Annotated in this window: 18 protein-coding genes and 1 pseudogene; 14 read left to right on the forward strand and 5 right to left on the reverse strand. The window is 65.8% G+C overall.

Going from position 1 to position 22,072, the window contains the following annotated elements; translation table 11 throughout:
* Positions 1 to 108 precede the first annotated feature (108 nt).
* The 3 genes from HF989_RS08185 to HF989_RS08195 all read right to left on the reverse strand — a co-directional run bounded on the left by HF989_RS08185 (position 109) and on the right by HF989_RS08195 (position 5,377).
* Entirely contained in the window at positions 109 to 2,076 is a 1,968-nt protein-coding gene (locus tag HF989_RS08185; protein ID WP_168685521.1) for an ABC transporter ATP-binding protein, read from the reverse strand.
* Positions 2,073 to 3,791: an ABC transporter transmembrane domain-containing protein gene (locus HF989_RS08190; RefSeq protein ID WP_168685523.1), complete on the reverse strand. Its 1,719-nt coding sequence runs from the start codon at positions 3,789 to 3,791 to the stop codon at positions 2,073 to 2,075. The genes HF989_RS08185 and HF989_RS08190 overlap by 4 nt, the downstream gene beginning before the upstream one ends.
* A gap of 218 nt (positions 3,792 to 4,009) precedes the next feature.
* Positions 4,010 to 5,377 carry an FAD-dependent oxidoreductase gene (locus HF989_RS08195; protein WP_168685524.1) on the reverse strand — a complete coding sequence of 456 codons (1,368 nt, stop codon included), beginning with the start codon at positions 5,375 to 5,377 and terminating at the stop codon, positions 4,010 to 4,012.
* Between the two features lie 258 nt (positions 5,378 to 5,635).
* Between HF989_RS08195 and HF989_RS08200 the strand changes: the two genes are divergently transcribed.
* From HF989_RS08200 to HF989_RS08240, 9 genes are read left to right on the forward strand one after another with little or no spacing between them, the layout of a single operon-like run.
* Entirely contained in the window at positions 5,636 to 7,300 is a 1,665-nt protein-coding gene (locus HF989_RS08200) for a nitrite/sulfite reductase (RefSeq protein ID WP_168685527.1), read from the forward strand.
* A complete protein-coding gene (locus HF989_RS08205; protein WP_084768318.1) occupies positions 7,297 to 7,569 on the forward strand; it encodes a hypothetical protein in 273 nt (90 codons plus the stop codon). Before HF989_RS08200 ends, HF989_RS08205 begins: the two co-directional genes overlap by 4 nt.
* Positions 7,553 to 8,332, forward strand: a complete 780-nt coding sequence (locus tag HF989_RS08210; RefSeq protein ID WP_168685528.1) for a phosphoadenylyl-sulfate reductase — start codon at positions 7,553 to 7,555, stop codon at positions 8,330 to 8,332. The genes HF989_RS08205 and HF989_RS08210 overlap by 17 nt, the downstream gene beginning before the upstream one ends.
* A gap of 15 nt (positions 8,333 to 8,347) precedes the next feature.
* Positions 8,348 to 9,265 (forward strand): sulfate adenylyltransferase subunit CysD, encoded by a 918-nt coding sequence (gene cysD, locus HF989_RS08215; protein WP_168685530.1) that lies wholly within the window; start codon positions 8,348 to 8,350, stop codon positions 9,263 to 9,265.
* Positions 9,265 to 10,563 (forward strand): sulfate adenylyltransferase subunit 1, encoded by a 1,299-nt coding sequence (locus tag HF989_RS08220; protein WP_168685532.1) that lies wholly within the window; start codon positions 9,265 to 9,267, stop codon positions 10,561 to 10,563. Before cysD ends, HF989_RS08220 begins: the two co-directional genes overlap by 1 nt.
* A 13-nt stretch (positions 10,564 to 10,576) precedes the next feature.
* Positions 10,577 to 11,218 carry a sirohydrochlorin chelatase gene (locus tag HF989_RS08225; RefSeq protein ID WP_168685533.1) on the forward strand — a complete coding sequence of 214 codons (642 nt, stop codon included), beginning with the start codon at positions 10,577 to 10,579 and terminating at the stop codon, positions 11,216 to 11,218.
* 1 nt (position 11,219) lies between these two features.
* Positions 11,220 to 12,152 carry a sulfite exporter TauE/SafE family protein gene (locus HF989_RS08230; RefSeq protein WP_168685535.1) on the forward strand — a complete coding sequence of 311 codons (933 nt, stop codon included), beginning with the start codon at positions 11,220 to 11,222 and terminating at the stop codon, positions 12,150 to 12,152.
* A 6-nt stretch (positions 12,153 to 12,158) separates the two neighbouring features.
* Positions 12,159 to 12,737, forward strand: coding sequence for a nucleosidase (locus tag HF989_RS08235; protein WP_038613145.1), 579 nt, complete (start codon positions 12,159 to 12,161; stop codon positions 12,735 to 12,737).
* Positions 12,721 to 13,317, forward strand: a complete 597-nt coding sequence (locus tag HF989_RS08240; protein WP_210729110.1) for an HhH-GDP family DNA glycosylase — start codon at positions 12,721 to 12,723, stop codon at positions 13,315 to 13,317. Before HF989_RS08235 ends, HF989_RS08240 begins: the two co-directional genes overlap by 17 nt.
* Before the next feature lie 345 nt (positions 13,318 to 13,662).
* On the opposite strand, the gene HF989_RS08245 is transcribed toward HF989_RS08240, so the two are convergent.
* Together HF989_RS08245 and HF989_RS08250 are read right to left on the reverse strand one after the other, a co-directional pair.
* Positions 13,663 to 14,187 (reverse strand): DJ-1/PfpI/YhbO family deglycase/protease, encoded by a 525-nt coding sequence (locus HF989_RS08245; protein ID WP_168685539.1) that lies wholly within the window; start codon positions 14,185 to 14,187, stop codon positions 13,663 to 13,665.
* 44 nt (positions 14,188 to 14,231) lie between these two features.
* Positions 14,232 to 15,584: an AI-2E family transporter gene (locus tag HF989_RS08250; RefSeq protein ID WP_168685558.1), complete on the reverse strand. Its 1,353-nt coding sequence runs from the start codon at positions 15,582 to 15,584 to the stop codon at positions 14,232 to 14,234.
* A gap of 214 nt (positions 15,585 to 15,798) precedes the next feature.
* On the opposite strand from HF989_RS08250, the pseudogene exaC reads away from it, so the two are divergent.
* The 5 genes and pseudogenes from exaC (at position 15,799) to HF989_RS08275 (ending at position 21,880) form a co-directional block, all read left to right on the forward strand.
* Positions 15,799 to 17,320 (forward strand): annotated as a pseudogene (gene exaC / locus HF989_RS08255) (acetaldehyde dehydrogenase ExaC).
* 243 nt (positions 17,321 to 17,563) lie between these two features.
* Positions 17,564 to 19,405, forward strand: a complete 1,842-nt coding sequence (dnaK, locus tag HF989_RS08260) for a molecular chaperone DnaK (RefSeq protein WP_038613139.1) — start codon at positions 17,564 to 17,566, stop codon at positions 19,403 to 19,405.
* Positions 19,406 to 19,435: 30 nt separating this feature from the next.
* Positions 19,436 to 20,122 (forward strand): nucleotide exchange factor GrpE, encoded by a 687-nt coding sequence (gene grpE, locus HF989_RS08265; protein WP_168685541.1) that lies wholly within the window; start codon positions 19,436 to 19,438, stop codon positions 20,120 to 20,122.
* Between the two features lie 141 nt (positions 20,123 to 20,263).
* The gene (dnaJ, locus tag HF989_RS08270) at positions 20,264 to 21,448 is read left to right on the forward strand and encodes a molecular chaperone DnaJ (protein ID WP_168685542.1); all 1,185 of its coding nucleotides are present in this window, start codon (positions 20,264 to 20,266) and stop codon (positions 21,446 to 21,448) included.
* 21 nt (positions 21,449 to 21,469) lie between these two features.
* A complete protein-coding gene (locus HF989_RS08275; protein WP_038613133.1) occupies positions 21,470 to 21,880 on the forward strand; it encodes a heat shock protein transcriptional repressor HspR in 411 nt (136 codons plus the stop codon).
* The last annotated feature ends 192 nt before the right edge of the window (positions 21,881 to 22,072 follow it).

Below are 22,072 nucleotides of genomic sequence, written 5' to 3' on the forward strand. Positions count from 1 at the left end.
TCCCAATCGGTCGGCTGGCACAGGTGCACCGCCCAACCTATGGACACCGAGTTAATGGATCGGTGTCCGTAAAGTAAACATTTAGGAAACGTGTGAAAAAGCTGTCAGTTAACCGGCGAACTGGGACTGGTGCAGGCGCCAATACGCCCCCTGCTTAGCGACGAGCTCCGCATGCGAACCCTGCTCCACAATCCGGCCGTCCTCCATCACCACAATGACGTCCGCGTCGCGGATGGTGGAAAGCCGGTGGGCGATGACAAAGGAGGTGCGGTTGGAGCGCAGCGCGTTCATAGCCTGCTGCACCATGACCTCGGTGCGGGTGTCCACCGACGACGTCGCCTCGTCCAAGATCAGCAACGCCGGCTGGGACAGGAATGCGCGCGCGATCGTGATCAGCTGGCGTTCGCCGGCGGAGACTGACCCGCCGTCTTGGTCGACCTCGGTGTCGTAGCCGTCTGGAAGCGAGCGCACGAAACGGTCCACGTAGGTGGCCTTCGCCGCTTCGATGACCTCCTCGTCGGTGGCGTCCAGGCGACCGTAGCGGATGTTGTCCATGATCGTGCCCTTGAACAGCACCGCGTCTTGCAGCACCATGCCAATCTGGCCGCGCAGCGCTCCGCGGGAGAGGTCCCGGATGTCCGTGCCGTCCAAGGTGATCGAGCCGGAATCGACGTCGTAAAAGCGCATGAGCAGGTTGACCAGCGTGGTCTTGCCAGCGCCGGTGGGGCCGACGACGGCCGCGGTCTGGCCCGGCTCGACGCGCAGGTTGAGGTCCTGGATCAACGGGGGAGCGTCGCTGCGCTCCGTCCCGTAATCGAAGGAGACGTCCTTGAACTCGACGCGCCCGTCCACGCGGCCGGCGAGACGCGTCTGAGCCGTATCGGCGCGTTCCTCTTCGGCGTCGAGAAGCTCGAAGACGCGCTCGGCGGAGGCGACGCCGGACTGGAGCATCTGCATCATGCCGGCGATCTCACCCAGCGGCTGGTTGAACTGGCGCGAGTACTGGATGAACGCGGTGGCGTCGCCGAGCGTGAGCTTGCCCGAGGCCACCTTCACCCCGCCGAGCACCGCGATGGCCACGTAGGACAGGTAGGAGATGAACTGCATGATCGGGTGCATGGAGTTGGCCAGGAACTGCGCCTTCTGCGCAGCCCCGGCGAGCTCCTCGTTGCGCTCGTCGAACTGCTCGCGCAGCTGGTCCGTGCGCCCGAAGATGACGGCGACGTCGTGGCCGGAGAAGGACTCCTCCACGTGCCCGTTGACATCGCCCGTGGCCTTCCACTGGGTGGTGAACTGCTTCTGCGAGCGCGTGCCCACCAGGCCCATCGCCAACCCGGTCAGCGGGATGGCCAGCAGCGCAACCAGGGCGAGCTGCCAGGAGATCGCGACCATCATGATGATGATGCCGATCACGGTGAGCACGGCGTTGAACAGCGACGACAAGGACTGCTGCAGCGCCTGCTGCACGTTGTCGACGTCGTTGGTGGTGCGGCTCATCACGTCGCCGCGCTGGCGGGTGTCGAAGTAGCTCAGCGGCAAACGATTGATCTTGGCCTCCACGCGCTCGCGCAGGTTGAACACGGCGTTCATGACCAGCCGGTTCAGAATCGCGCCTTGGGCCCACATGAGTAGCGACGCCGCCACGTACAGCACCAGCACCAGCACGATCAGCTCGCGCAGGCGGTCGAAGTCGATGCCGCTTCCCGGGTTGAGGTCCATGGCGCCGGCCATGTCCGCAAAACGGTCCTGGCCCGCCGCGCGCAGCCCCTCCACGGCCTGCTCTTTGGTGGTGCCCGGGGGCATCTGCTTGGACACCACGCCGGAGAAGATCACGTCCATGGCCCGGCCCATCACGCGCGGGGCGTAGACGGCCAGAAACACCGACACCGCGTTCATGAGGAACACCGTGGTCAGCGCCACCTTGTACGGGGCGAGGAGCCCCAGCAAGCGCTTCGCGGAGGGCCAGAACTGCTTGGCCTTGCGTGGAGCGCTGCTGGAGTAGTCGTCTCCCGCCATCTTCTCTTCGTACTCGGCGAGCTGCTCTTCGCTCAGCTCGGTTGCATGCTTTTCGCTCATGCGTCGACCTCCGCCTGGCTGCGTTCGATTGCTTGGTACGTCTCGCTCGTCTGCAACAGTTCCTCGTGGGTGCCGCGGGCGACGATGCGCCCGGCCTCCATCACCAAAATCTGGTTGGCGTTCCGGATCGAGGACACCTTCTGCGCCACCACAATCACGGTGCGTTCCCGCACCGTGTCGCGCATTGCCGCGTTGAGGTTTGCTTCCGTAGTCGCGTCGAGCGCGCTGAACGAGTCGTCAAAGACGTACACCTTCGGGTCCGCCACCAGCATGCGCGCGATGCATAGGCGCTGGCGCTGGCCGCCGGAGACGTTGGTGCCACCCTGGGCGATTGGCATCTCCAGGTCCTCGACAAAGTCGGCCTGCGCGGTGCGTAGCGCCGCCCAGAGCTCCTCATCTGTGGCACCCGGCTTGCCCATGCGCAGGTTCGACGCCACCGTGCCGGAGAACAGCCACGGCTTCTGCGGCACCATCGCGACGGCCTTGACCAGGTCCTCGCGCCGGATGTGGGAGACCGGATGGTCGTCGATACGCACGCTGCCCGCCGTCGGGGAGTAGAGCCTGGGCAACAACCCCACAAGCGTGGTCTTGCCGCTGCCGGTGGAGCCGATGATCGCCGTCGTCGTGCCCGGGCGCGCCTCAAACGTGATGTCTTCCAGCACCGGCTGCTCGGCGCCTGGGTAGGTGTAGGAGACGCCGTCGAAACGCACAACGCCCCTGCCTATGCCCTTGCCTATCGACGCCCCTTCGGTCCCCTCCGCCGCCGGCTCCTCCGCGAGCACCTCCTCGACGCGGTCCGCGCAGACGAGCGCTCGCGGCAGCATCATGAGCATGAACACGCCCATCATCACCGCCATGAGAATCTGCATGAGGTACTGCATAAACGCGGTGAGCGAGCCGACCTCCACCAGCCCGTCGTCCACGCGGTGGCCGCCGAACCACAGCACGGCCGCGGTGGCGAGGTTGAGGATGAGCATGATCACCGGGAACATGGTCACGAACACACGGCCGATGTTCAGGCTGAGTTTGGTGATTTGCTGGTTCGCGTCCGTGAACCGCTCGGCCTCGTAGTCCTCGCGGGCGAACGCGCGCACCACGCGGATGCCTGCGATCTGCTCTCGCAGCAGGCCGTTGATTGCGTCCAGCCGCTTTTGCATCTGCTTGAACAGCGGCATCAGGATTGCCGCGATGATGCCCACCACGACGGCGAGCACGACCACGGCCGTGACCACAAGCCAGGACATCCCCGCATCCTGGCGCAGGGCCATGATGATGCCGCCGATTGCCATGATGGGGGCGGCGACCATGAAGTTCATGAACAGCAGGAACGTCATCTGCACCTGCTGTACGTCGTTCGTACCGCGGGTGACCAAGGTGGCGGTGCCGAAGCGGGCCATGTCCTCGCTGCTGAAACCGGAGACCCGGTCGTAGACGGCGGCCCTGATGTCCCGGCCTGTCTGCATGGCCACCCGGGAGGCGAACCACACCGCGCCGATGGCCGCCACGATCTGGACCAGCGCAACCAGCAGCATCGTGCGGCCCACGCGCCAGATGTACGGCACGTCCGCTTGCGCGACGCCGTTGTTGATGATGTCCGCGTTCAAGTCCGGCAGATACAGCGTGGCCAGGGTAGTGACCAGCTGTAACGCGATGACCAATGCGAATTGGCCGGCGTAGGGTTTGCCGAAGCGCGCGGTAAGACGGATGAGATCCACGTATGCCCCTTCTTCTCGTTGCCCGGGGCAATCCTAGACAGGGGAGGGGCGCGAGTAGTGGGTTAGTCGGATCGTCTAGCGGTGCGGACTGCCTGCTAGACGATTCGCCCGAGCGGAGCGCGTTTTCGCTGGTGGTGTTGAAACTTGTTGCCGTTAAGAGATGGATCGTCTAGCGGCGGAGCCCGGGCACTATACGATCCGTGCCCCGCCGCGAGGTCCTACTGGCCGGCGCGGGAGTGGCCCAGCATTTCGTCCCACTCCACGATCTTCTTGCGCTCGCGCGGGAAGTTCGGGTCGGCGGCGCCGAGGGCGCGCTCGGCCTCGTCCAGCTTGTACCAGCCTTCCCAGGTGGCGTAGTCCACGCCGCGCTCGCGGAGCAGATCGAAGATGTCGTCCGCGCCGGTGTGCGACGGGGCGGCGAGGCGGCCTGCCGCGGCGTCGGCGACGAGCATGTCGGTGGTTTCCTTGGCGTCGGACTTGGTGTTGCCGATCAGGCCGATCGGGCCGCGCTTGATCCAGCCGGTGACGTAGAGCTTGTCCTCGACACCCGCGCCCTCGTCGGCGGAGACCAGGACGTGGCCGCCGTCGTTGGGGATCACGTGGCGCTGCAGGTCGAAGGGCACGCCCTCCACGGGCTCGGAGCGGTAGCCCACAGCGTGGTAGACCTGCTGGACCGGCCAGTCGGTGAACTTGCCGGTGCCGCGGATGCCGCCGTTGCCGTCCAGCTCCTGGCGCTCGGTGCGGATGCCCACGATGGCGTCGCCCTCGGTGAGCACCTCCACCGGCTCCTCGAAGAAGTGGATGTAGATCTTGTGCGGCGAGCCGTCCGGTTCGCGCATGGCGTACTGCTCCAGCACCTGGCAGTTTAGGTCGACGGACTTGTCGGAGCGGCGCACCTGCTCGGACAGCTCGTCGTAGTCGATGTCTTCCGGGTCCACCAGCACCTGGATGGTGTCGGAGCCGTCGAGCTCGCGCAGCTCCTTGGGCGTGAACTTCGCCTGGGCGGGGCCGCGGCGGCCGAACATGTGCACCGTCTCGGCCTTGTTGTTCTTCAGGGACTCGTAGACGTTGTCCGGAATCTCGGTCACGGCCAGTTCGTCGCCGGTCTTGGCCAGGATGCGGGAGACGTCCAGGGCCACGTTGCCTACGCCCACCACGGCAACTTCCTTGGCCTCAAGGTTCCAGTCGCGCTCGAAGCGGGGATTGCCGTCGTAGAAGCCGACGAACTCGCCGGCGCCGATGGACTTGTCGCCGCCCGGGATGAGCAGCTCGCGGTCGCGCACGGCGCCGGTGGAGAGCACCACGGCGTCGTAGTAGTCCCGCAGGTCGTCGATGGTGACGTCACGCCCGACGGTGACGTTGGCGATCAGGCGCAGCTTGTCCTTGTCCAGCACGTTGTGCAGGGACTTCACAATGCCCTTGATGCGCGGGTGGTCGGGGGCCACGCCGTACCGGATAAGGCCGAAGGGGGCTGGCATTTGCTCGAACAGGTCCACGTGGATGTCGTGTTCCTCGTTGCGAATCAGCAGGTCGGAGGCGTAGATACCGGCCGGGCCGGCGCCAACTACGGCGACGCGCAAGCTCATAAGACAAAAGTCCTTTCGCGGATGGGTTCGTTGTTGCAGGACACTATAGCGCACAGACAGAGCTGTCTTAAACTTCGGCCGATTTTCATTCGTTTGACCGCAAAACGGCCCGCTGGCGTCGCTGCAACATTACATTCAACGCTTCTACCGGCACTTTTGCCGGGCCGGTTGTATTAGACAAAGTAGTCCGGCACACTTAGCTGCCAACACCTCCGGAACTCCCGGGTATGAACCAATCTGTCTATGTGAGGAGACGCAATGGGCGCACCCACGAAAGCTCGACCCCGCGCCAAGAAGCCGGAGGGGCAGTGGCTTGTCGACGGCAAAGCTCCGCTCAACCACGACGAGGAGATCAAGCAGGAGTCTCCGGTCCTGGACGTGAAGCAGCGCGTGATCGACACCTACTCCAAGGGCGGCTTCGACTCCATCGACCGCGAGGACCTGTACCCGCGCTTTAAGTGGCTCGGCCTGTACACCCAGCGCAAGCAGAACTTGGGTGGAGAGTTCACGGGCGAGGACAACAGCGTCCTGGAAGACAAGTACTTCATGATGCGCATCCGCTTCGACGGCGGCATCTGCTCCACCGCGCAGGCCCGCGCGGTGGGTGAGCTCTCGCGCGATTACGCCCGCTCCACGGTGGACCTCACGGACCGCCAGAACATCCAGTTCCACTGGGTGCGCATCGAGGACGTCCCGGCAATCTGGGAGAAGCTCGAGGCAAACGGCCTGAATACCTGGGACGCGTGCGGCGACGTCCCGCGCGTGATCCTGGGCTCGCCTGTGGCTGGCATTGCCAAGGACGAGATCATCGACGCCACCCCGGCGATCCGGAAGATCCAGGAGATCGTCACTGCGGAGGAGTTCCAGAACCTGCCGCGCAAGTTCAAGACCGCCATCTCCGGCAATGCGCGCCAGGACGTGGTGCACGAGATCAACGACCTCGCGTTCATCGGCGTCGAGCACCCCGAACTGGGACCGGGCTTCGAGTGCTACGTCGGCGGCGGCCTGTCCACGAACCCGATGCTGGCGCAGTCCCTCGGCGCGTTTGTCACCCTCGAGCAGGTGCCGGACGTGTGGGCGGGCGTGGTGCGCATCTTCCGCGACTACGGCTACCGCCGCCTGCGCAACCGCGCGCGCCTGAAGTTCTTGGTGGCCGAATGGGGCATTGAGAAGTTCCGCCAGGTCCTCGAGGACGACTACCTGGGCTACAAGCTCCCGGACGGCCCGAAGGCGCCCAACAACCTCATCGACCGCGACCACATCGGCGTGCACGAGCAGAAGGACGGCAAGTGCTACATTGGCGTCAAGCCGACGCTGGGGCACATGTCCGGCGAACAGCTCATCGCCGTGGCGGATCTGGCCGAGCGCTACGGCGTCACCGATCTGCGCTTCACCCCGTTCAAGGAGCTGCTGCTGCTCGGTGTCGCACCGGAGGACGTCGAGAAGCTGCAGGGCGATCTGGAGGAAATGGGCCTGTACTCCAACCCCTCCGAGTTCCGCCGCGGCCTGCTGTCGTGCACCGGGCTGGAGTACTGCAAGCTCGCGCACGTGACCACGAAGTCCCGCGCGATCGAGCTCGCAGATGAGCTGGAGGAGCGCTTCGGCGACCTGGACTCCCCGATCACCATCTCGCTCAACGGCTGCCCCAACGCGTGCGCCCGCCACCAGGTCTCCGACATCGGTTTCAAGGGTCAGATGGTGGTGAACGGTGAAGGCGAGAAGGTCGAGGGCTTCCAGGTGCACCTGGGCGGCACGGTCGGCGAGGGCGCGAACTTCGGCCGCAAGCTACGCGGCCACAAGGTGCTGTCCACGGAGCTGACGGATTACGTCACGCGCGTGGTGCAGCACTACGTCGACCACCGCGAGGAGGGCGAAACCTTCCGCCAGTGGGTTGTGCGCGCGGATGAGGCCGATTTGCGATGAGCTTTCGCCGCACGCCCAATCCGAACCGCAATTTCCCCTCGTTTTGCCCCTATTGTGGCGGCGAGGAGCTCTGGCCCAACGAGGAGACGGACTTTGCCTGGAAGTGCGGCGAATGCCTGCGTGTCTTTGAGGTGAAGTACCACGGCCAGGACGACCCGGACACCCCCCACGCGCCGGCGCCCTCGACGGAAGAGGCGCTGCAGGCCTCGCTGGCCCGGCACGGACACACCGCAGTAATGAAGGACCCAAACAATGATCAACCTGCTTAACCAGCCGGGCGCGAACTACCGCGACCCGGAGATCAGCCCCGAAGGGCCAAAGGAGACCGCTCCGCTGCCGGAGGACGTCGCCGAGCGCAACGCCCAGCTCGTGGAGGAGTGGGCGCCCAAGCTTTACGACGCCTCGGCCACCGACATTTTGGAGTGGGCCCACGAGTACGCCCCCGGCAAGCTGGTGGTGACGCTGTCCATGGAAAACACCGTGCTGGCGGAGCTGGCCCAGCGCCACCTGCCGGACGCGGACTTTCTGTTCCTGGACACCGAGTACCACTTCCCGGAGACCCTCGAGGTCGCCGACAAGGTGGAGGCGCGGTACCCGGACCACGAGCTCGTGCGCGTGAAGGCCCAGCTTTCGCGCCCGGAGCAGGACAAGGTGTACGGCCCGAACCTGTACCTGCGCGCACCGGGCGCGTGCTGCCGCATGCGCAAGGTCGAGCCGCTGGCGGTGCACATGAGCCCGTACGCCGGTTGGGTCACCGGCCTGCGCCGCGCCGACGGCCCCACCCGCGCCGAGGCGCCGGCGCTGAGCCTGGACGGCACCGGCCGGTTGAAGATCTCCCCGCTGGTGACGTGGTCGCTGGAGGACACGGAGGCCTTCGAGGAAGACAACGACCTGATCATCCACCCGCTGACCCGCCAGGGCTACCCCTCCATCGGCTGCGCCACGTGCACGCTTCCCGTGGCAGAGGGGGAGGACCCGCGCGCCGGGCGCTGGGCGTTCGCATCCAAGACCGAGTGCGGCCTGCACGAATAAAGGAGCTGTTGAACCATGACTGAGGCAACCAAGACACCTGAGCTGTCGCCGCACCTGAAAGAGCTAGAGAACGAGTCCATCCACATCATCCGCGAGGTGGCCGGGCAGTTCGACAAAATCGGCCTACTGTTTTCCGGTGGCAAGGACTCCTGCGTGGTCCTGCATCTTTGCATGCTCGCCTTCGCGCCAGCGAAGGCGCCGATCGAGCTGCTGCACGTTGACACCGGGCACAACTTCCCCGAGGTGATCCAGTTCCGCGACGAGATCGTGGAGAAGCACGGCCTGCGCCTGCGCGTTGCCCACGTGCAGGACTGGATCGACCGCGGCGACCTGCAGGAGCGCCCCGACGGCACCCGTAACCCGCTGCAGACCGTCCCGCTGGTGGAGACGATCGCCGAGGTCGGCTACAACGCCGTGCTGGGCGGCGCGCGCCGCGACGAGGAGCGGGCCCGCGCGAAGGAGCGCGTCTTCTCCGTGCGCGACTCCTTCGGCGGCTGGGACCCGCGCCGCCAGCGCCCCGAGCTGTGGGACCTGTACAACGGCGCCACCCTGCCGGGCGAAAACGTGCGCGTGTTCCCCATCTCCAACTGGACGGAAGCGGACGTGTGGGAGTACATCGGCGCGCGCGGCATCGCGCTGCCGTCCATCTACTTCGCACACGACCGTGAGGTCTTCGGCCGAGACGGCATGTGGCTCACTCCCGGCGAGTGGGGTGGCCCACGCGAGGGCGAGGAGCTTGAGACCCGCCGCGTGCGCTACCGCACCGTGGGCGACATGTCCTGCACCGGCGCGGTGGACTCGGACGCGACCACGATCGACGAGGTGCTCGTCGAGATCGCCAACTCCACCCTCACCGAGCGCGGCGCCACCCGCGCGGACGACCGCTTGAGCGAATCCGCCATGGAAGACCGCAAGAAGGAAGGCTACTTCTGATGACCACGATTGATTTCCCCTCCGGCGCGTCAGCGACGGAGGCGTTAGCGGAGCGGCAGACGCTGCGCCTGTGCACCGCGGGCTCCGTCGACGACGGCAAGTCCACGTTCGTCGGCCGCCTGCTGCACGACACCAAGTCCGTGCTGGCGGACCAGCTCGCCTCCGTGGAGCGCACCTCCGCCGACCGCGGCTTCGAGGGCCTGGACCTCTCGTTGCTTGTCGACGGCCTCCGCGCCGAACGCGAGCAGGGCATCACCATCGACGTGGCCTACCGCTACTTCGCCACCGACAAGCGCACGTTCATCCTCGCCGACACCCCGGGGCACGTGCAGTACACCCGCAACACCGTCACCGGCATGTCCACGTCCCAGGTTGTCGTGCTGCTGGTGGACGCCCGCAACGGCGTGGTGGAGCAGACCATCCGCCACCTCACCGTGGCGAAGTTACTGGGGGTGCGCACCGTGATCCTGGCGGTGAACAAGATCGACCTCGTCGGCTACTCCGAGGACACCTTCAACGAGATCAAGGCGGCCTTCGACGCCAAGGCCGCCGAGCTGGGCATCGAAGACCCGCACGTGGTGCCGATCTCCGCGCTGAAGGGCGACAACGTTGCCGAGCGTAGCGACGAAACCCCGTGGTACGAGGGCCCGACCGTACTCGAGCTGCTGGAGACCATCCCGGTCACCCACGGCCGCGCCGACGACTTGGACTTCCGCTTCAACATCCAGTATGTCCTGCGCGAGCACGCGTCGGACTACCGCGCCTACGCGGGCCGCGTCAACGCTGGTGCCGTCTCGGTGGGCGACGAGATCCTCGCGCCGAACGGACGCACGACCGCCGTCGCCGGCATCGACACCTCCGACGGCCCGGTGGAGACCGCACACGCAGGGGACTCCATCGCGCTGCGCTTGGCGGACGAGATCGACCTCACCCGCGGCGACCTCCTGGCTTCGCAGACCCGGCCTGCGGACACGCGGGAGTTCCAGGCCACCGTGGTGGGCCTGACGGAGAAGGAGCTGCGCGCAGGCCAGGCCGTCAAGCTGCGCATCGGCACCGCGTTCGTGCGCGCCCGCGTGGCCAGCGTGGACCGCGTGCTGGACCTCGACGGCGCAGCCGGCGACAACACCGCCCCCGAGGCGGTTGCGCTCAACGACATCGCCCACGTGACCATCCAGACCGCCGACGAGCTGCCCGTGGAGCCCTACGCCGCACGCGGTGCGGTGGGTAACTTCCTGCTGGTGGACCAGTCGTCCGGCAACACGCTGGCCGCAGGCCTGGTCGGCACCCGGCTGCGCTAGCGGGGAGACGACGATGACCGCGCTGATCACCCTCTCCCACGGCTCGCGCCACCCGCGCGCCAAGGAGGGCATCCGCGCGCTCACCGAAGCGGCCGCCGCGGAGCTTGGCGTGGAATGGGCCGACGCCCACCTGGAGTTCGACACACCCAGCCTCGCTGAGGCTGCGGCGGCCCTCGACAGCCCCCGCGCCGTGGTCGTGCCGCTGCTGTTCACCCGCGCCTTCCACGCGAAGGTGGACGTGCCGCGCCACCTCGACGAGGCCCGCGCCCACTGCGACCTCGTCCTCGCCGAGCCCCTGGGCACCGGCGCCGACATCGCCGATGTCCTCCATCAGCGTCTGCGTATCGACGCCCCTTCGGCCCCCCACGCCACCCTGTTTCCCGTCGGCACATTGGACGCCGAGCAGGCCGCAAACTACCGCCGCCTGGCTGACGATCTCGCGCGCCGCGCCGGGATCGACGTGGCGGTGGTGCCGGCGACCGGGGGAGACCGAAGGTTCGTCGAGAAGCAGACGCGCGTGCTCCCGCTGTTTGTCACGCACGGGACGCTGCTCGACCGGATCCCCGCGCACCTCACAGCATCCGGGCCCCTTACAACCGATCTTGCGGGCGTTGTCGCCGAGCGATACCGCGCCGCCGTAGAGAAAGACGCCTGACATGTACAAACTCGAAACACTGCTGCTCATCGCGGTGGCGGGCCTCGCCGCCCAACTGGTGGACGGCGGCCTGGGCATGGGCTTCGGCGTCACCTCCACGACCATCCTCATTGCGCTCGTCAGCCTATCCCCGGCCGCCGCGTCCGCGGTTGTCCACACCGCCGAATTGGGCACGACCCTCGCCTCGGGCGTAGCCCACACGCGCTTCGGCAACGTGGACTGGCGCACGGCGTTTGCCATCGGCATCCCCGGCGCTATCGGCGCGTTCCTCGGCTCCACGCTGCTGGTGCGCCTGTCCACCGAGGCAGCGCGGCCCGTGATGTCGCTCATCCTCGCCGTGATCGGCCTGAACCTGATGCTGCGGTTTGCCCGGGGGCTGACCCAGCGCAAGCTGTCGGCCAAGCCGCACTCCCGCGGCTTCCTGGCCGGGCTGGGGCTGTTCGGCGGGTTCGTCGATGCCACGGGCGGCGGCGGCTGGGGGCCGGTGACCACCTCCACGCTGATGTCCGCGGGGCGCGCGGAGCCGCGCCGCATCGTGGGCACCGTGAACACCGCGGAGTTCCTGGTCACCCTGGCGGCGACCCTCGGGTTCGCAATCGGCATGTGGCAAGACCTGGTGGCCAACCTCGCGGCCGTGCTGGCGCTGCTGGCCGGCGGCGTGATCGCGGCACCGATCGCCGCGTGGGTGGTCACCCGCATGAACCCAATCGCGCTCGGCGGCGTGGTGGGCACACTGATTCTCTTCCTCAACCTGCCGGTGGTGCTGAAGTTCTTGGGCGTCACCGAGGGGCTCACTTTCGTACGGATCGCCGTGCTGGTCCTCGGTGCGGCGCTGTCTGTGCGCGGCGTGCTCAAAGCGCGTGAGAACTCCCGTAGCGCCGGGGAGCGCGAGGGCGCGACGGTGGTGGACCCGGAGCCGGCGCGCCTACGATAGGCAGCTATGTCTGGAAAACAGTCTGATCTGCTCATTGTCGCAGCGATGAAAGAGGAAGCCGCGGACATCATGTCCGGCGGCGACCACGAGGTACTTGTCACCGGCATCGGCACCCTGCCGGCCGCGATTGCGCTGACCCGCCGCCTCTCCGAGGGCCCGCTGCCGTCGCGCGTGATCAACGTCGGTACCGCAGGCGCCCTGGTGGACCTTGCCCCCGGCGTCTACGAGGTCTCCGACGCCGTCAAGCACGATTTCAAGGTCGGCGGCACATCCGAGATCACCGACTTTGTTTACCCGCGCTGGTTCACCTTCGAGCCGCTGACCGACCTGCCCAAGGCCAAGCTCGCCACCGGCGACGCGTTTGTCAACCGCTCCGACCTGCGCGACGAGCTCGCCCGCGAATGCCAGCTCGTGGACATGGAGGGTTACGCGCTCGCGGCGGTCTGCTCCACGTTCGGCGTGCCGCTGACGCTGCTCAAGCAGGTGTCCGACTCCGCCGACGAGTCCGCCTCCGAGGTCTGGGAGGCCGCCTTGGAGCGCGCCCGCGTCGAGCTTGAGCAGGCGCTGCGTGAGCACCTTCGCTAAGGACGCTGGCATCCAGCTCGCCGACGAGCCCGCGCCTCTATTCCAGCTGCTCGTCCTCTGCATGCTGCAGGCGAAACCCATCCGCGCCACCGTCGCCGTCGATGCCGCGCGGGGCCTCTTCGAGGCTGGCCTGACCACGCCCGAGAAGCTCTCGGCCGCGCCCCGCTCCCAGCTCATCCGCATTTTCGGGGCAGCGGGCTACGCGCGATACGACGAGTCCTCCGCCACCCGGTTGCGCTCCATGTCGCAACTGCTTATCGACGAGCACTCCGCCGACCTCCGCACCCTCCGCAACACCGCCCCGAAGTCATTGCAAGTCTTCGACGGCGTGGGTCCCGCATGCGCCACCATGTTCGCGCGCGAGGCGCAGGGGGTCTGGCCGGAGCTCGCCCCGGTCTTTGACAAAAAGGCCCTACAGGGCGCGGAAAAACTTGGTCTGTCCCAAGACCCGGAGGAGCTGGCTGCACTGGTCGCCGGATCTACCGAGCTTCCCGCCGCAGCTGAGCTCCCCGCCGACGCGTTGGTGGACCTGCCCACCTTCGCGGCCTACCTGGTTAAGGTCGCCCTCGGCATCGACTGAGCCGGATCGTCTAGCGGCTTGCGCTACCCTGCTAGAGCATCGCGCAGTCGCTGAGACGTTTTCCCAGGTGATGATGAAACTGATTGTCGCTAACGGGCGGATCGTCTAGTGGAAGGCCGGAGCCACTAGACGATCCGAGCGCCCGCGTGGGATCTGCTAGTTCGCCCCAGCGACCAACTAGCTGATCAAACGTCCAGCTTTGCGTTTCCCCAGGTGGTATTGAACATGACTTGCAGCAAGACGCGGATGTGCTAGTAGCGTCCTGGGTGAGCTAGCAGATCCGCACGTGGTAGGCGCAAAAGAAAGCCCGCTGGCACGGGGCCAGCGGGCTACGCAGTTGGCGAACTACTTCGCGAACTCCTCGATGAGCTTGGCGTTGAATGCCGGGATGTCATCCGGGGTGCGGGAGGAGATAAAGCCGGAATCGACCACAACTTCCTCGTCGACCCAGTTAGCGCCAGCGTTGATCAGATCGGTTTTAACGTTGGCCACGGAGGTGAGCTTCACGTCCCTGATCAGGTCCGCCTCGGTGAGGATCCAGCCACCGTGGCAGATAACGCCGATCGGCTTGCCCGCGTCCTTGAATGCCTTCACCAGTGCGACGGCGTCGGCGTCGGTGCGGATAGCGTCGGCGTTGACGGTGCCGCCGGGGAGGATCAGGGCGTCGAACTCGTCGGCGGTTGCGTCGGCGGTCTTGGCGTCGACAGCAACCTTGGCGCCCTTCTTGCCCTCAATCTCGCCGGTCTCGGTGGAGATGACCTTGGTGGTCGCGCCGGCCTGCTCCACAGCGTCCTTCGGGGAGGTCAGCTCAGCGTCCTCGAAACCATCGGTAGCGATAATCGCAATGTTCTTGCCGTTCAATTCAGCCACGGGTACGTCCTTTCGTAGATAAGTAATTGCGACTCCCACCGTACCTATTCTTTGTCTTCGAGGGCGCGGGTGCGTCCTGGGACCTCGGTGTCGGGATCGGTTGTGATTGCCTCGTCGCTGAGGGGAACGCGGGTGGAGCCGAGGCCCTTTTTCACCGGGACCTTGGTGTTCGGCCTGTCGCGCTTGGTCATGCGCATCATGTGGTCGCGGACGGCGAGGAAGGTCTCTTTGGAATCCATGGTCTGGGTTTGCTGGGTGGCCATGGATATCTCGTCGGCCGTAATTTCGCCGGAGCGCAGCGACACCATCTCCGCCCAGTAGCGCAGCCACACGGCGGCGACGGCTGCCACTGGCACGGCCAAGAAGGCGCCGACGATGCCGAACAGTGTGCCGCCGACGGCGACCGCGAGCAGGACGACAGCGGCGTGCAGGCCCATCGCCTGGGATTGCAGGACGGGGGAGAGGACGTTGCCCTCGAGCTGCTGCACGGCGATGATCAGGATGAGGACGAACACGGCGTTCATGAACCCGTTGGACACAAGCGCCACGATGACGGCCAGGGCGCCCGCGGACACCGCACCGACGATCGGGATGAAGCCGGCGAAGAAGGTCACTACCGCCAGGACCGGCCACAGCGGCACGCCGAGGAACAGCAGGCCGAGGCCGATGAACACCGCGTCCACCATGGAAACGATGGCCTGGGTGCGGATAAAGCCGGACAGCGTGTTCCAGGAGCGCATGCATACCTCGGTGAGGTGCCAGCCTGCGCGCACACCGGTGTACTTGCGCAACCACGGCAAGAAGCGGTCGCCGTCTTTGAGGAAGAAGAACAGCAGCACCAGGGTCAGCGCGAGGGTGGTGCCGGCGGAGGTGATGACGCCGATGCCGGAGAAGACACCGGAGGCGATGTTGGAGGCCTGCCCCTTGGCAAACGTCTCGGCCTGGTCGACGGCCTGCTGGATGCGCTCCGGTTCCAGGAACGTGAAGTTTTGCTGCTTCAGCCAGTCGATGATCTGGTTGACGCCCTGTTCCGCCTGCCGGCCCAGTTCGGTGCCCTGCGATTTCACCGTCGGAGCCATGGCAGCGATGATGCCGCCGATAATGCCGAATGCGGCGATGAGGGTGATGAATACGGCAAGCGCGGCAGGCACCTTGTGCTTGCGCATCCAGCGCACCGGGGGCCACAGCACGGTGGCGATGATCAGCGCCAGCAAGATGGGGAGCAGCCCCATCCACACCCATTTGAGCAGGTAGAGCAGGATGGCCGTGGCGGCGACGATGATGATGAAGCGCAGCGCCCACGCGGCGGCGGTACGGCCGTCGGAGGCGATGATGTCGCCACGGTCAATGGGCTCTTTGGAGAGCTCCTGGGCGGCGTCGGCCGGGGTGGGCAACATCTGCACATCGTCAACCGCGGTGTCCAGCGCGCCCACGTACTCGTTGTTGTTGTGTTCGGTCACCCGGTCATTGTGTCAGATGTCAAGGCTATTGCCCGCGAGGAGAGGCCCGGAGACCAACAACTTTCAAAGATGTCTAGCGCCACTTTCCCGTTGATGTGTAGTGTAGGACACACTCACCTACCGAGTGTGAACCCAATAGGAAGGCATCGACATGACCGTCTACCCCAACCCCGGCACCGAAGGCTCCAACGTCCGCTACCGCGAGCGCTACGACAACTACATCGGCGGTGACTGGGTCGCGCCGGTGGACGGCGAGTACTTCGACAACATCACCCCCGTCACCGGCGAAGTGTTCTGCCAGGTAGCGCGCGGCAAGGAAGCGGACATCAACCTTGCTCTCGACGCCGCGCACAAGGCCGCGCCCGCCTGGGGCGCGACCTCGCCACAAGACCGCGCGCGGGTGCTGCTGAAGATCGCGGACCGAATGGAAGAGCACCTGGAAGAACTGGCGGTCGCGGAGACGTGGGAAAACGGCAAGGCCGTGCGTGAAACGCTCGCCGCCGACATCCCTCTGGCAATCGACCACTTCCGCTACTACGCAGGTGCCCTCCGGGCGCAAGAGGGACGCTTGAGCCAGATCGACGAAGACATGGTGGCCTACCACTTCAACGAGCCGCTGGGCGTGGTGGGCCAGATCATCCCGTGGAACTTCCCGCTGCTCATGGCCGCGTGGAAGCTCGCGCCGGCGCTGGCGGCGGGCAACGCGATCGTGCTCAAGCCCGCGGAACAAACCCCGGCGTCCATCCTCTACCTCATGGACCTGGTGGGCGATCTTATCCCGGCGGGCGTGCTCAACGTCGTCAATGGCATGGGTGCGGAGGCCGGCGCGGCCCTGTCCGGCTCGGACCGCATTGCCAAGATCGCGTTCACCGGCTCCACCGAGGTGGGCAAGATCATCAACAAGGCCGCAGCGGACAAGATCATCCCGGTTACGCTCGAACTCGGCGGCAAGTCCCCGGCGCTGTTCTTCGAGGACATCTTTGCCAAGGACGACGACTTCAAGCAGAAGGCAATCGAGGGCTTCGCCATGTTCGCGCTCAACCAGGGCGAGATTTGCACCTGCCCGTCGCGCGCGCTCGTGCAAGAATCCATCGCGGACGAGTTCCTCGAGCTCGGCGTGCAGCGCGTCAAGCAAATCAAGACCGGCAACCCGCTGGACACCGAGACGATGATGGGCGCCCAGGCCTCCGCCGAGCAGATGAACAGGATCCAGGAGTACCTGGAGATCGGCCCGCGGGAGGGTGCTGAGGTGCTCACCGGCGGCGGCGTGAACACGATCGAAGGCCTGGAAAATGGCATGTACATCGAGCCGACGGTGTTCAAAGGCACCAACGACATGCGCATCTTTCAAGAGGAGATCTTCGGCCCGGTGTTGTCCGTGACCACGTTCAAGGATTTTGACGAGGCCATCCGCGTCGCCAACGACACCATCTACGGCCTGGGCGCCGGCGTGTGGGCGCGATTCCGGCACCACGGCGTACAAGGCGGGCCGCGCCATCCAGGCTGGTCGCGTGTGGGTGAACCAGTACCACACCTACCCCGCGCACGCGGCGTTCGGCGGGTACAAACAATCCGGTATCGGCCGCGAGACACACCTGATGATGCTGGGGCACTACCAGCAGACCAAGAACCTTCTCGTCTCCTACTCCGAGCAGGAGACGGGCTTGTTCTAAGTGGCTGCCTATCGACGAATACCCTCCGGTTGCCCCGCAGCCGGAGGGTGTTTTGGGGTTTTATGCTGGAGAAACGGAAAAAGTTGCGCGCGGCGGGAACAAGTTTGGAGATGTGCCCGTTGTTACCCATGAGTGCGACAGACTCAAGAACGTCGCCGCCGGTGTTATAGTGGTGGCCGTTGAGTTGAGTCACAGCACATCAACTTACTGATAAACCACATTTCAACAGGAGGAATCACTCTTATGGCACGTGCAGTTGGTATCGACCTCGGCACCACGAACTCGGTTGTCTCCGTCCTCGAGGGCGGTGAGCCGGTAGTTATCGCAAACGCTGAGGGATCCCGCACCACTCCGTCCGTCGTCGCGTTCGCGAAGAACGGCGAGGTGCTGGTTGGCCAGTCCGCGAAGAACCAGGCGGTGACCAACGTTGACCGCACTATCCGCTCCGTCAAGCGCCACATGGGCGAGGACTGGACCGTCAACATCGACGACAAGACCTACACCCCGCAGGAGATTTCCGCCCGCACCCTGCAAAAGCTGAAGCGCGACGCGGAGGCGTACCTGGGTGAGGATGTCACCGAGGCCGTGATTACCGTCCCGGCGTACTTCGAGGACGCCCAGCGTCAGGCCACCAAGGAGGCTGGCCAGATCGCGGGTCTTGACGTGCTGCGCATCGTCAACGAGCCGACCGCGGCGGCGCTGGCGTACGGCCTGGACAAGAACGAGAAGGAAGAGACCATTCTGGTCTTCGACCTCGGCGGCGGCACCTTCGACGTGTCCCTGCTGGAAATCGGCGACGGTGTTGTCGAGGTGCTGGCAACCGCCGGCGACAACGAGCTCGGCGGCGACGACTGGGACAACCGCATCGTTGAGTGGCTCGTAGATAAGTTCAAGTCCCAGAACGGTGTGGACCTGTCCAAGGACCGCATGGCTATGCAGCGTCTGCGCGAGGCCGCGGAGAAGGCGAAGATTGAGCTGTCCTCCGCCCAGCAGGCATCCATCAACCTGCCGTACATCACAGTGGACGCCGAAAAGAACCCGCTGTTCCTGGACGAGACCTTGACCCGCACCGAGTTCCAGAAGATCACCTCCGACCTTCTGGACCGTACGAAGACCCCGTTCAACCAGGTGGTGAAAGACGCCGGCATGTCCGTCGGCGATATCGACCACGTGGTCCTCGTCGGTGGTTCCACCCGTATGCCGGCCGTGTCTGATCTGGTCAAGGAGCTCACCGGCAAGGAGCCGAACAAGTCCGTGAACCCGGACGAGGTTGTGGCCCTCGGTGCTGCACTGCAGGCAGGTGTGCTGCGCGGCGACGTCAAGGACGTGCTGCTGCTCGACGTCACCCCGCTGTCCCTGGGCATTGAGACCAAGGGTGGCGTGATGACCAAGCTGATCGAGCGCAACACCACCATCCCGACCAAGCGTTCCGAGACCTTCACCACGGCCGAGGACAACCAGCCGTCGGTGCAGATCCAGGTCTTCCAGGGTGAGCGCGAGATCGCGTCCGCGAACAAGCTGCTCGGCTCCTTCGAGCTGGCCGGCATCGCTCCGGCGCCGCGCGGTGTGCCGCAGATCGAGGTCACCTTCGACATCGACGCCAACGGCATCGTGTCCGTGTCCGCCAAGGACAAGGCCACCGGCAAGGAAAACACGATCAAGATTCAGGAGGGCTCCGGCCTTTCCGATGAAGAGATCGAGCGCATGATCAAGGACGCCGAGGCTCACGCGGACGAGGACAAGAAGCGCCGCGAGGAGCAGGAGACCCGCAACAACGCGGAGACGATGGCGTACCAGACCCGCAAGTTCATGGACGAGAACGGCGAGAAGCTGCCGGAGGACGTCAAGGGCCGCGTGACCGAGGCTGCTGACGCTGTGGACGAGGCGCTGAAGGGCGACGACCTGGATGCCATCAAGTCTGCAGTGGAGAAGCTGAACACCGAGTCCCAGGCAATGGGCACCGCGCTCTACGAGGCGCAGGCCAACGAGGGCGCTACCCAGGCTGACGCGCCGGCTGGCGACGACAATGTTGTCGACGCCGAGGTCGTCGAGGACGACGACGCATCCGAGTCCGACAACAAGTAACCCGAACCAGCGAACAGGAGGCGACGTCTGATGACGAACCCGTACAACGAGCAGATGCCCGACGACCCGGGAGCCCCCGAGGCCACGGACGAGCAGTACGTGTCCCCTGACCAAGCGGAAACGCTTGCGGACGAGGCCGCGGAGTCCGAGGCGCTCGCCACGGACGAGGACCCCCTCTTAGCTGCCGACGCGGACTTGGAGGGCGCGGCGGAAATCGCCGACGCGGAGGTCAACCCCGACGCGGACGGCGACGGCGCGGTCAGCGACATTGAGCTGCAGCTCGCAGAGCGCACCGAATCGCTGCAACGCGTGAGCGCCGAGTACGCCAACTACCGCCGCCGCACCGAGCGCGAGCGTAGCCAGGCCGGCGACAACGCCAAGGCGAAATTCGCGACCCAGCTGCTGCCGCTGCTGGACGATCTCGACTTGGCAGAGCAGCACGGAGATCTCTCCGAGGGCCCGATGAAGGCCTTTGCCGACAAGTTCCGTGCCATCGTGAGCGGCCAGGGCATCACCGAGTTCGGCGCCGAAGGCGACGAGTTCAATCCGGAGATTCATGAAGCAGTGCAGGATCTGTCCCAGGGCGACTCCAAAGTCGTGGGCACGGTGCTGCGCAAGGGCTACATGATCGGTGACCGCCTGGTACGAAACGCCATGGTGATCATCGCAGATCCCGCCGAGCAGGCTGGCGAGCCAGAAGCTGGCACCACCGAGTAACAACTCGCTCGGAATTCAGGGCCGGGGAATGAGGTAGCGCGACCCACGCGGCCTCGTCCCCGGCTTTTGTACTTAGATAATTAGTGAACAAACGTTAACGAGACAGACGCAACACTCTGACAACCGAAAGGAGGGTGTGAGATGGCGATGCAGCAAGAATGGGCCGATAAGGATTATTACGGCGACTTGGGCGTGAGCTCGTCCGCAAGCGCCGCGGACATTAAGAAGGCCTACCGCAAGCTGGCGCGCGAGAATCACCCCGACTCCCACCCCGGCGATAAAAAGGCCGAGGAAAAGTTCAAGCGGGTGGCCGAGGCGTACGACGTCGTCGGCGACGAGGAAAAGCGCAAGGAATACGACCAGCTGAAATCCATGATCAGCTCGGGCGGCTTCGGCCGTTTCGGGCGGGGAGGAGGCTCCGGCTTTCCCGGAGGGTTTCGCGGCACGGAGGCGGAGTTCGACCTCTCCGACATCTTCGGATCAGCCGCTAGTGGACAAGCTGGAGACGGCGGCCTTGGTGATATCTTCGGTGGCTTCTTTGGCGGCCGCGGCGGTGCTGGCAGGAACGCTCGGCCGTCGCGGGGGGCCGACGTCGAAACGGAAATAACCCTCGACTTCCGCGAGGCCGCCAAGGGCACGACCATCCCGGTTGAGCTCACCGGCGACGCGCCGTGCACCACCTGCCACGGCTCCGGGTCCAAGGACGGCAAGACCCACACCTGCCAGGTGTGCTCCGGCTCCGGCTACATCCGCGAGAACTCCGGCGCGTTCGGCATGGCCCGGCCGTGCACCAACTGCGGCGGCACCGGCGAGGTGATCGAGGATCCGTGCCCCACGTGCGGCGGTACGGGGACCGTGCGTCGCACCCGTTCCATCACGGTGCGCATCCCCGCCGGGGTGATCGACGGCCAAAAGGTGCGCCTCGCCGGCCAAGGCGAGGCGGGCCCGAACGGCACTCCCGCCGGCGACCTGTTCGTCACCGTGCACGTGCGCAGCGACGAGGTGTTCACCCGCTCCGGTGACGACCTTGAAGTCACCGTCCCGGTTGCCTTTTCTGAGGTCGCTCTGGGCGCCACCATTGCCGTGCCCACCCTGGACAACCCGGTCAAGGTGAAAGTCCCGGCGGGCACCCCGAACGGGCGCACGCTGCGCGTGAAAGGCCGCGGCATTCCGAAGCGGTCGGGGGCCGCGGGCGACCTGCTCGTCACCGTCGAGGTGAAGGTGCCCAAGGATCTGGACCCATCAGCCACGTCCGCCCTGCGCGCGTACGCCCAAGCCGAGAAGGACTCCGGCTTCGACCCGCGCGCCGGGTGGGCTGGGCTCTAGCCCTGGAAGGAGGTGTCACTAATGGCTGAAGACCAGGAGTATTACGTCATCTCCGTCGCCGCCGAGCTCACCGGCATGCATGCGCAGACCCTGCGCACCTACGACCGGCTTGGCCTGGTCACGCCGATGCGCACCAAGGGCGGCGGGCGCCGTTACTCCCGCCGAGACATCACCATGCTGCGCCGCATCCAGCACCTCTCGCAGGAAGAAGGGGTCAACCTCGCCGGCATCAAGACCATCATCGAGCTCTCCGAGCAGATCGAAGAGCTCCAAGGCGAGCTGGAAACCCAGCGCGGCCACAACGAGGAGCTGCGGCAGCAATTGCAGTCGGGCTCGCGCCGGGGCGGCGAGCTCGTCCACGTGCCCCGCTCCACCGCAGTAGTCGCGTGGGAGCCCGCCGCTACTCGGCGCCGTCGCCGCTCCGCGCGGTAGCGCCACGCTGAAGGCGGCCGCCCCGATCTGAGAATCCAGCTACAAGGACCCAGCTATTCCCGGTTGGGAGCGCGGACAAAAAGTTGGAGTGGTGGGGGCTGAAAGGTATTCCGATGCCCGCAGCATTTCCATCTGATATCCGCGATGGTGCGATCGAGAGGTTTTTAGCCGGCTCATCTGCCCGGGAAGTGT

The organism is Corynebacterium mucifaciens (assembly GCF_012396315.1).
GTDB classification, from domain to species: Bacteria; Actinomycetota; Actinomycetes; order Mycobacteriales; family Mycobacteriaceae; genus Corynebacterium; species Corynebacterium mucifaciens.

Bases quoted from the DNA above. Each gene is read 5' to 3' on its own strand.
- HF989_RS08235 (WP_038613145.1), top strand. From the start codon at position 12,159: ATGTCTGGAAAACAGTCTGATCTGCTCATTGTCGCAGCGATGAAAGAG.
- HF989_RS08195 (WP_168685524.1), bottom strand. From the start codon at position 5,377: ATGAGCTTGCGCGTCGCCGTAGTTGGCGCCGGCCCGGCCGGTATCTAC.
- HF989_RS08210 (WP_168685528.1), top strand. From the start codon at position 7,553: ATGATCAACCTGCTTAACCAGCCGGGCGCGAACTACCGCGACCCGGAG.
- cysD (WP_168685530.1), top strand. From the start codon at position 8,348: ATGACTGAGGCAACCAAGACACCTGAGCTGTCGCCGCACCTGAAAGAG.
- grpE (WP_168685541.1), top strand. From the start codon at position 19,436: ATGACGAACCCGTACAACGAGCAGATGCCCGACGACCCGGGAGCCCCC.
- HF989_RS08220 (WP_168685532.1), top strand. From the start codon at position 9,265: ATGACCACGATTGATTTCCCCTCCGGCGCGTCAGCGACGGAGGCGTTA.
- HF989_RS08275 (WP_038613133.1), top strand. From the start codon at position 21,470: ATGGCTGAAGACCAGGAGTATTACGTCATCTCCGTCGCCGCCGAGCTC.
- HF989_RS08230 (WP_168685535.1), top strand. From the start codon at position 11,220: ATGTACAAACTCGAAACACTGCTGCTCATCGCGGTGGCGGGCCTCGCC.
- dnaK (WP_038613139.1), top strand. From the start codon at position 17,564: ATGGCACGTGCAGTTGGTATCGACCTCGGCACCACGAACTCGGTTGTC.
- HF989_RS08250 (WP_168685558.1), bottom strand. From the start codon at position 15,584: ATGTTGCCCACCCCGGCCGACGCCGCCCAGGAGCTCTCCAAAGAGCCC.
- HF989_RS08205 (WP_084768318.1), top strand. From the start codon at position 7,297: ATGAGCTTTCGCCGCACGCCCAATCCGAACCGCAATTTCCCCTCGTTT.
- HF989_RS08185 (WP_168685521.1), bottom strand. From the start codon at position 2,076: ATGAGCGAAAAGCATGCAACCGAGCTGAGCGAAGAGCAGCTCGCCGAG.
- dnaJ (WP_168685542.1), top strand. From the start codon at position 20,264: ATGGCGATGCAGCAAGAATGGGCCGATAAGGATTATTACGGCGACTTG.
- HF989_RS08225 (WP_168685533.1), top strand. From the start codon at position 10,577: ATGACCGCGCTGATCACCCTCTCCCACGGCTCGCGCCACCCGCGCGCC.
- HF989_RS08200 (WP_168685527.1), top strand. From the start codon at position 5,636: ATGGGCGCACCCACGAAAGCTCGACCCCGCGCCAAGAAGCCGGAGGGG.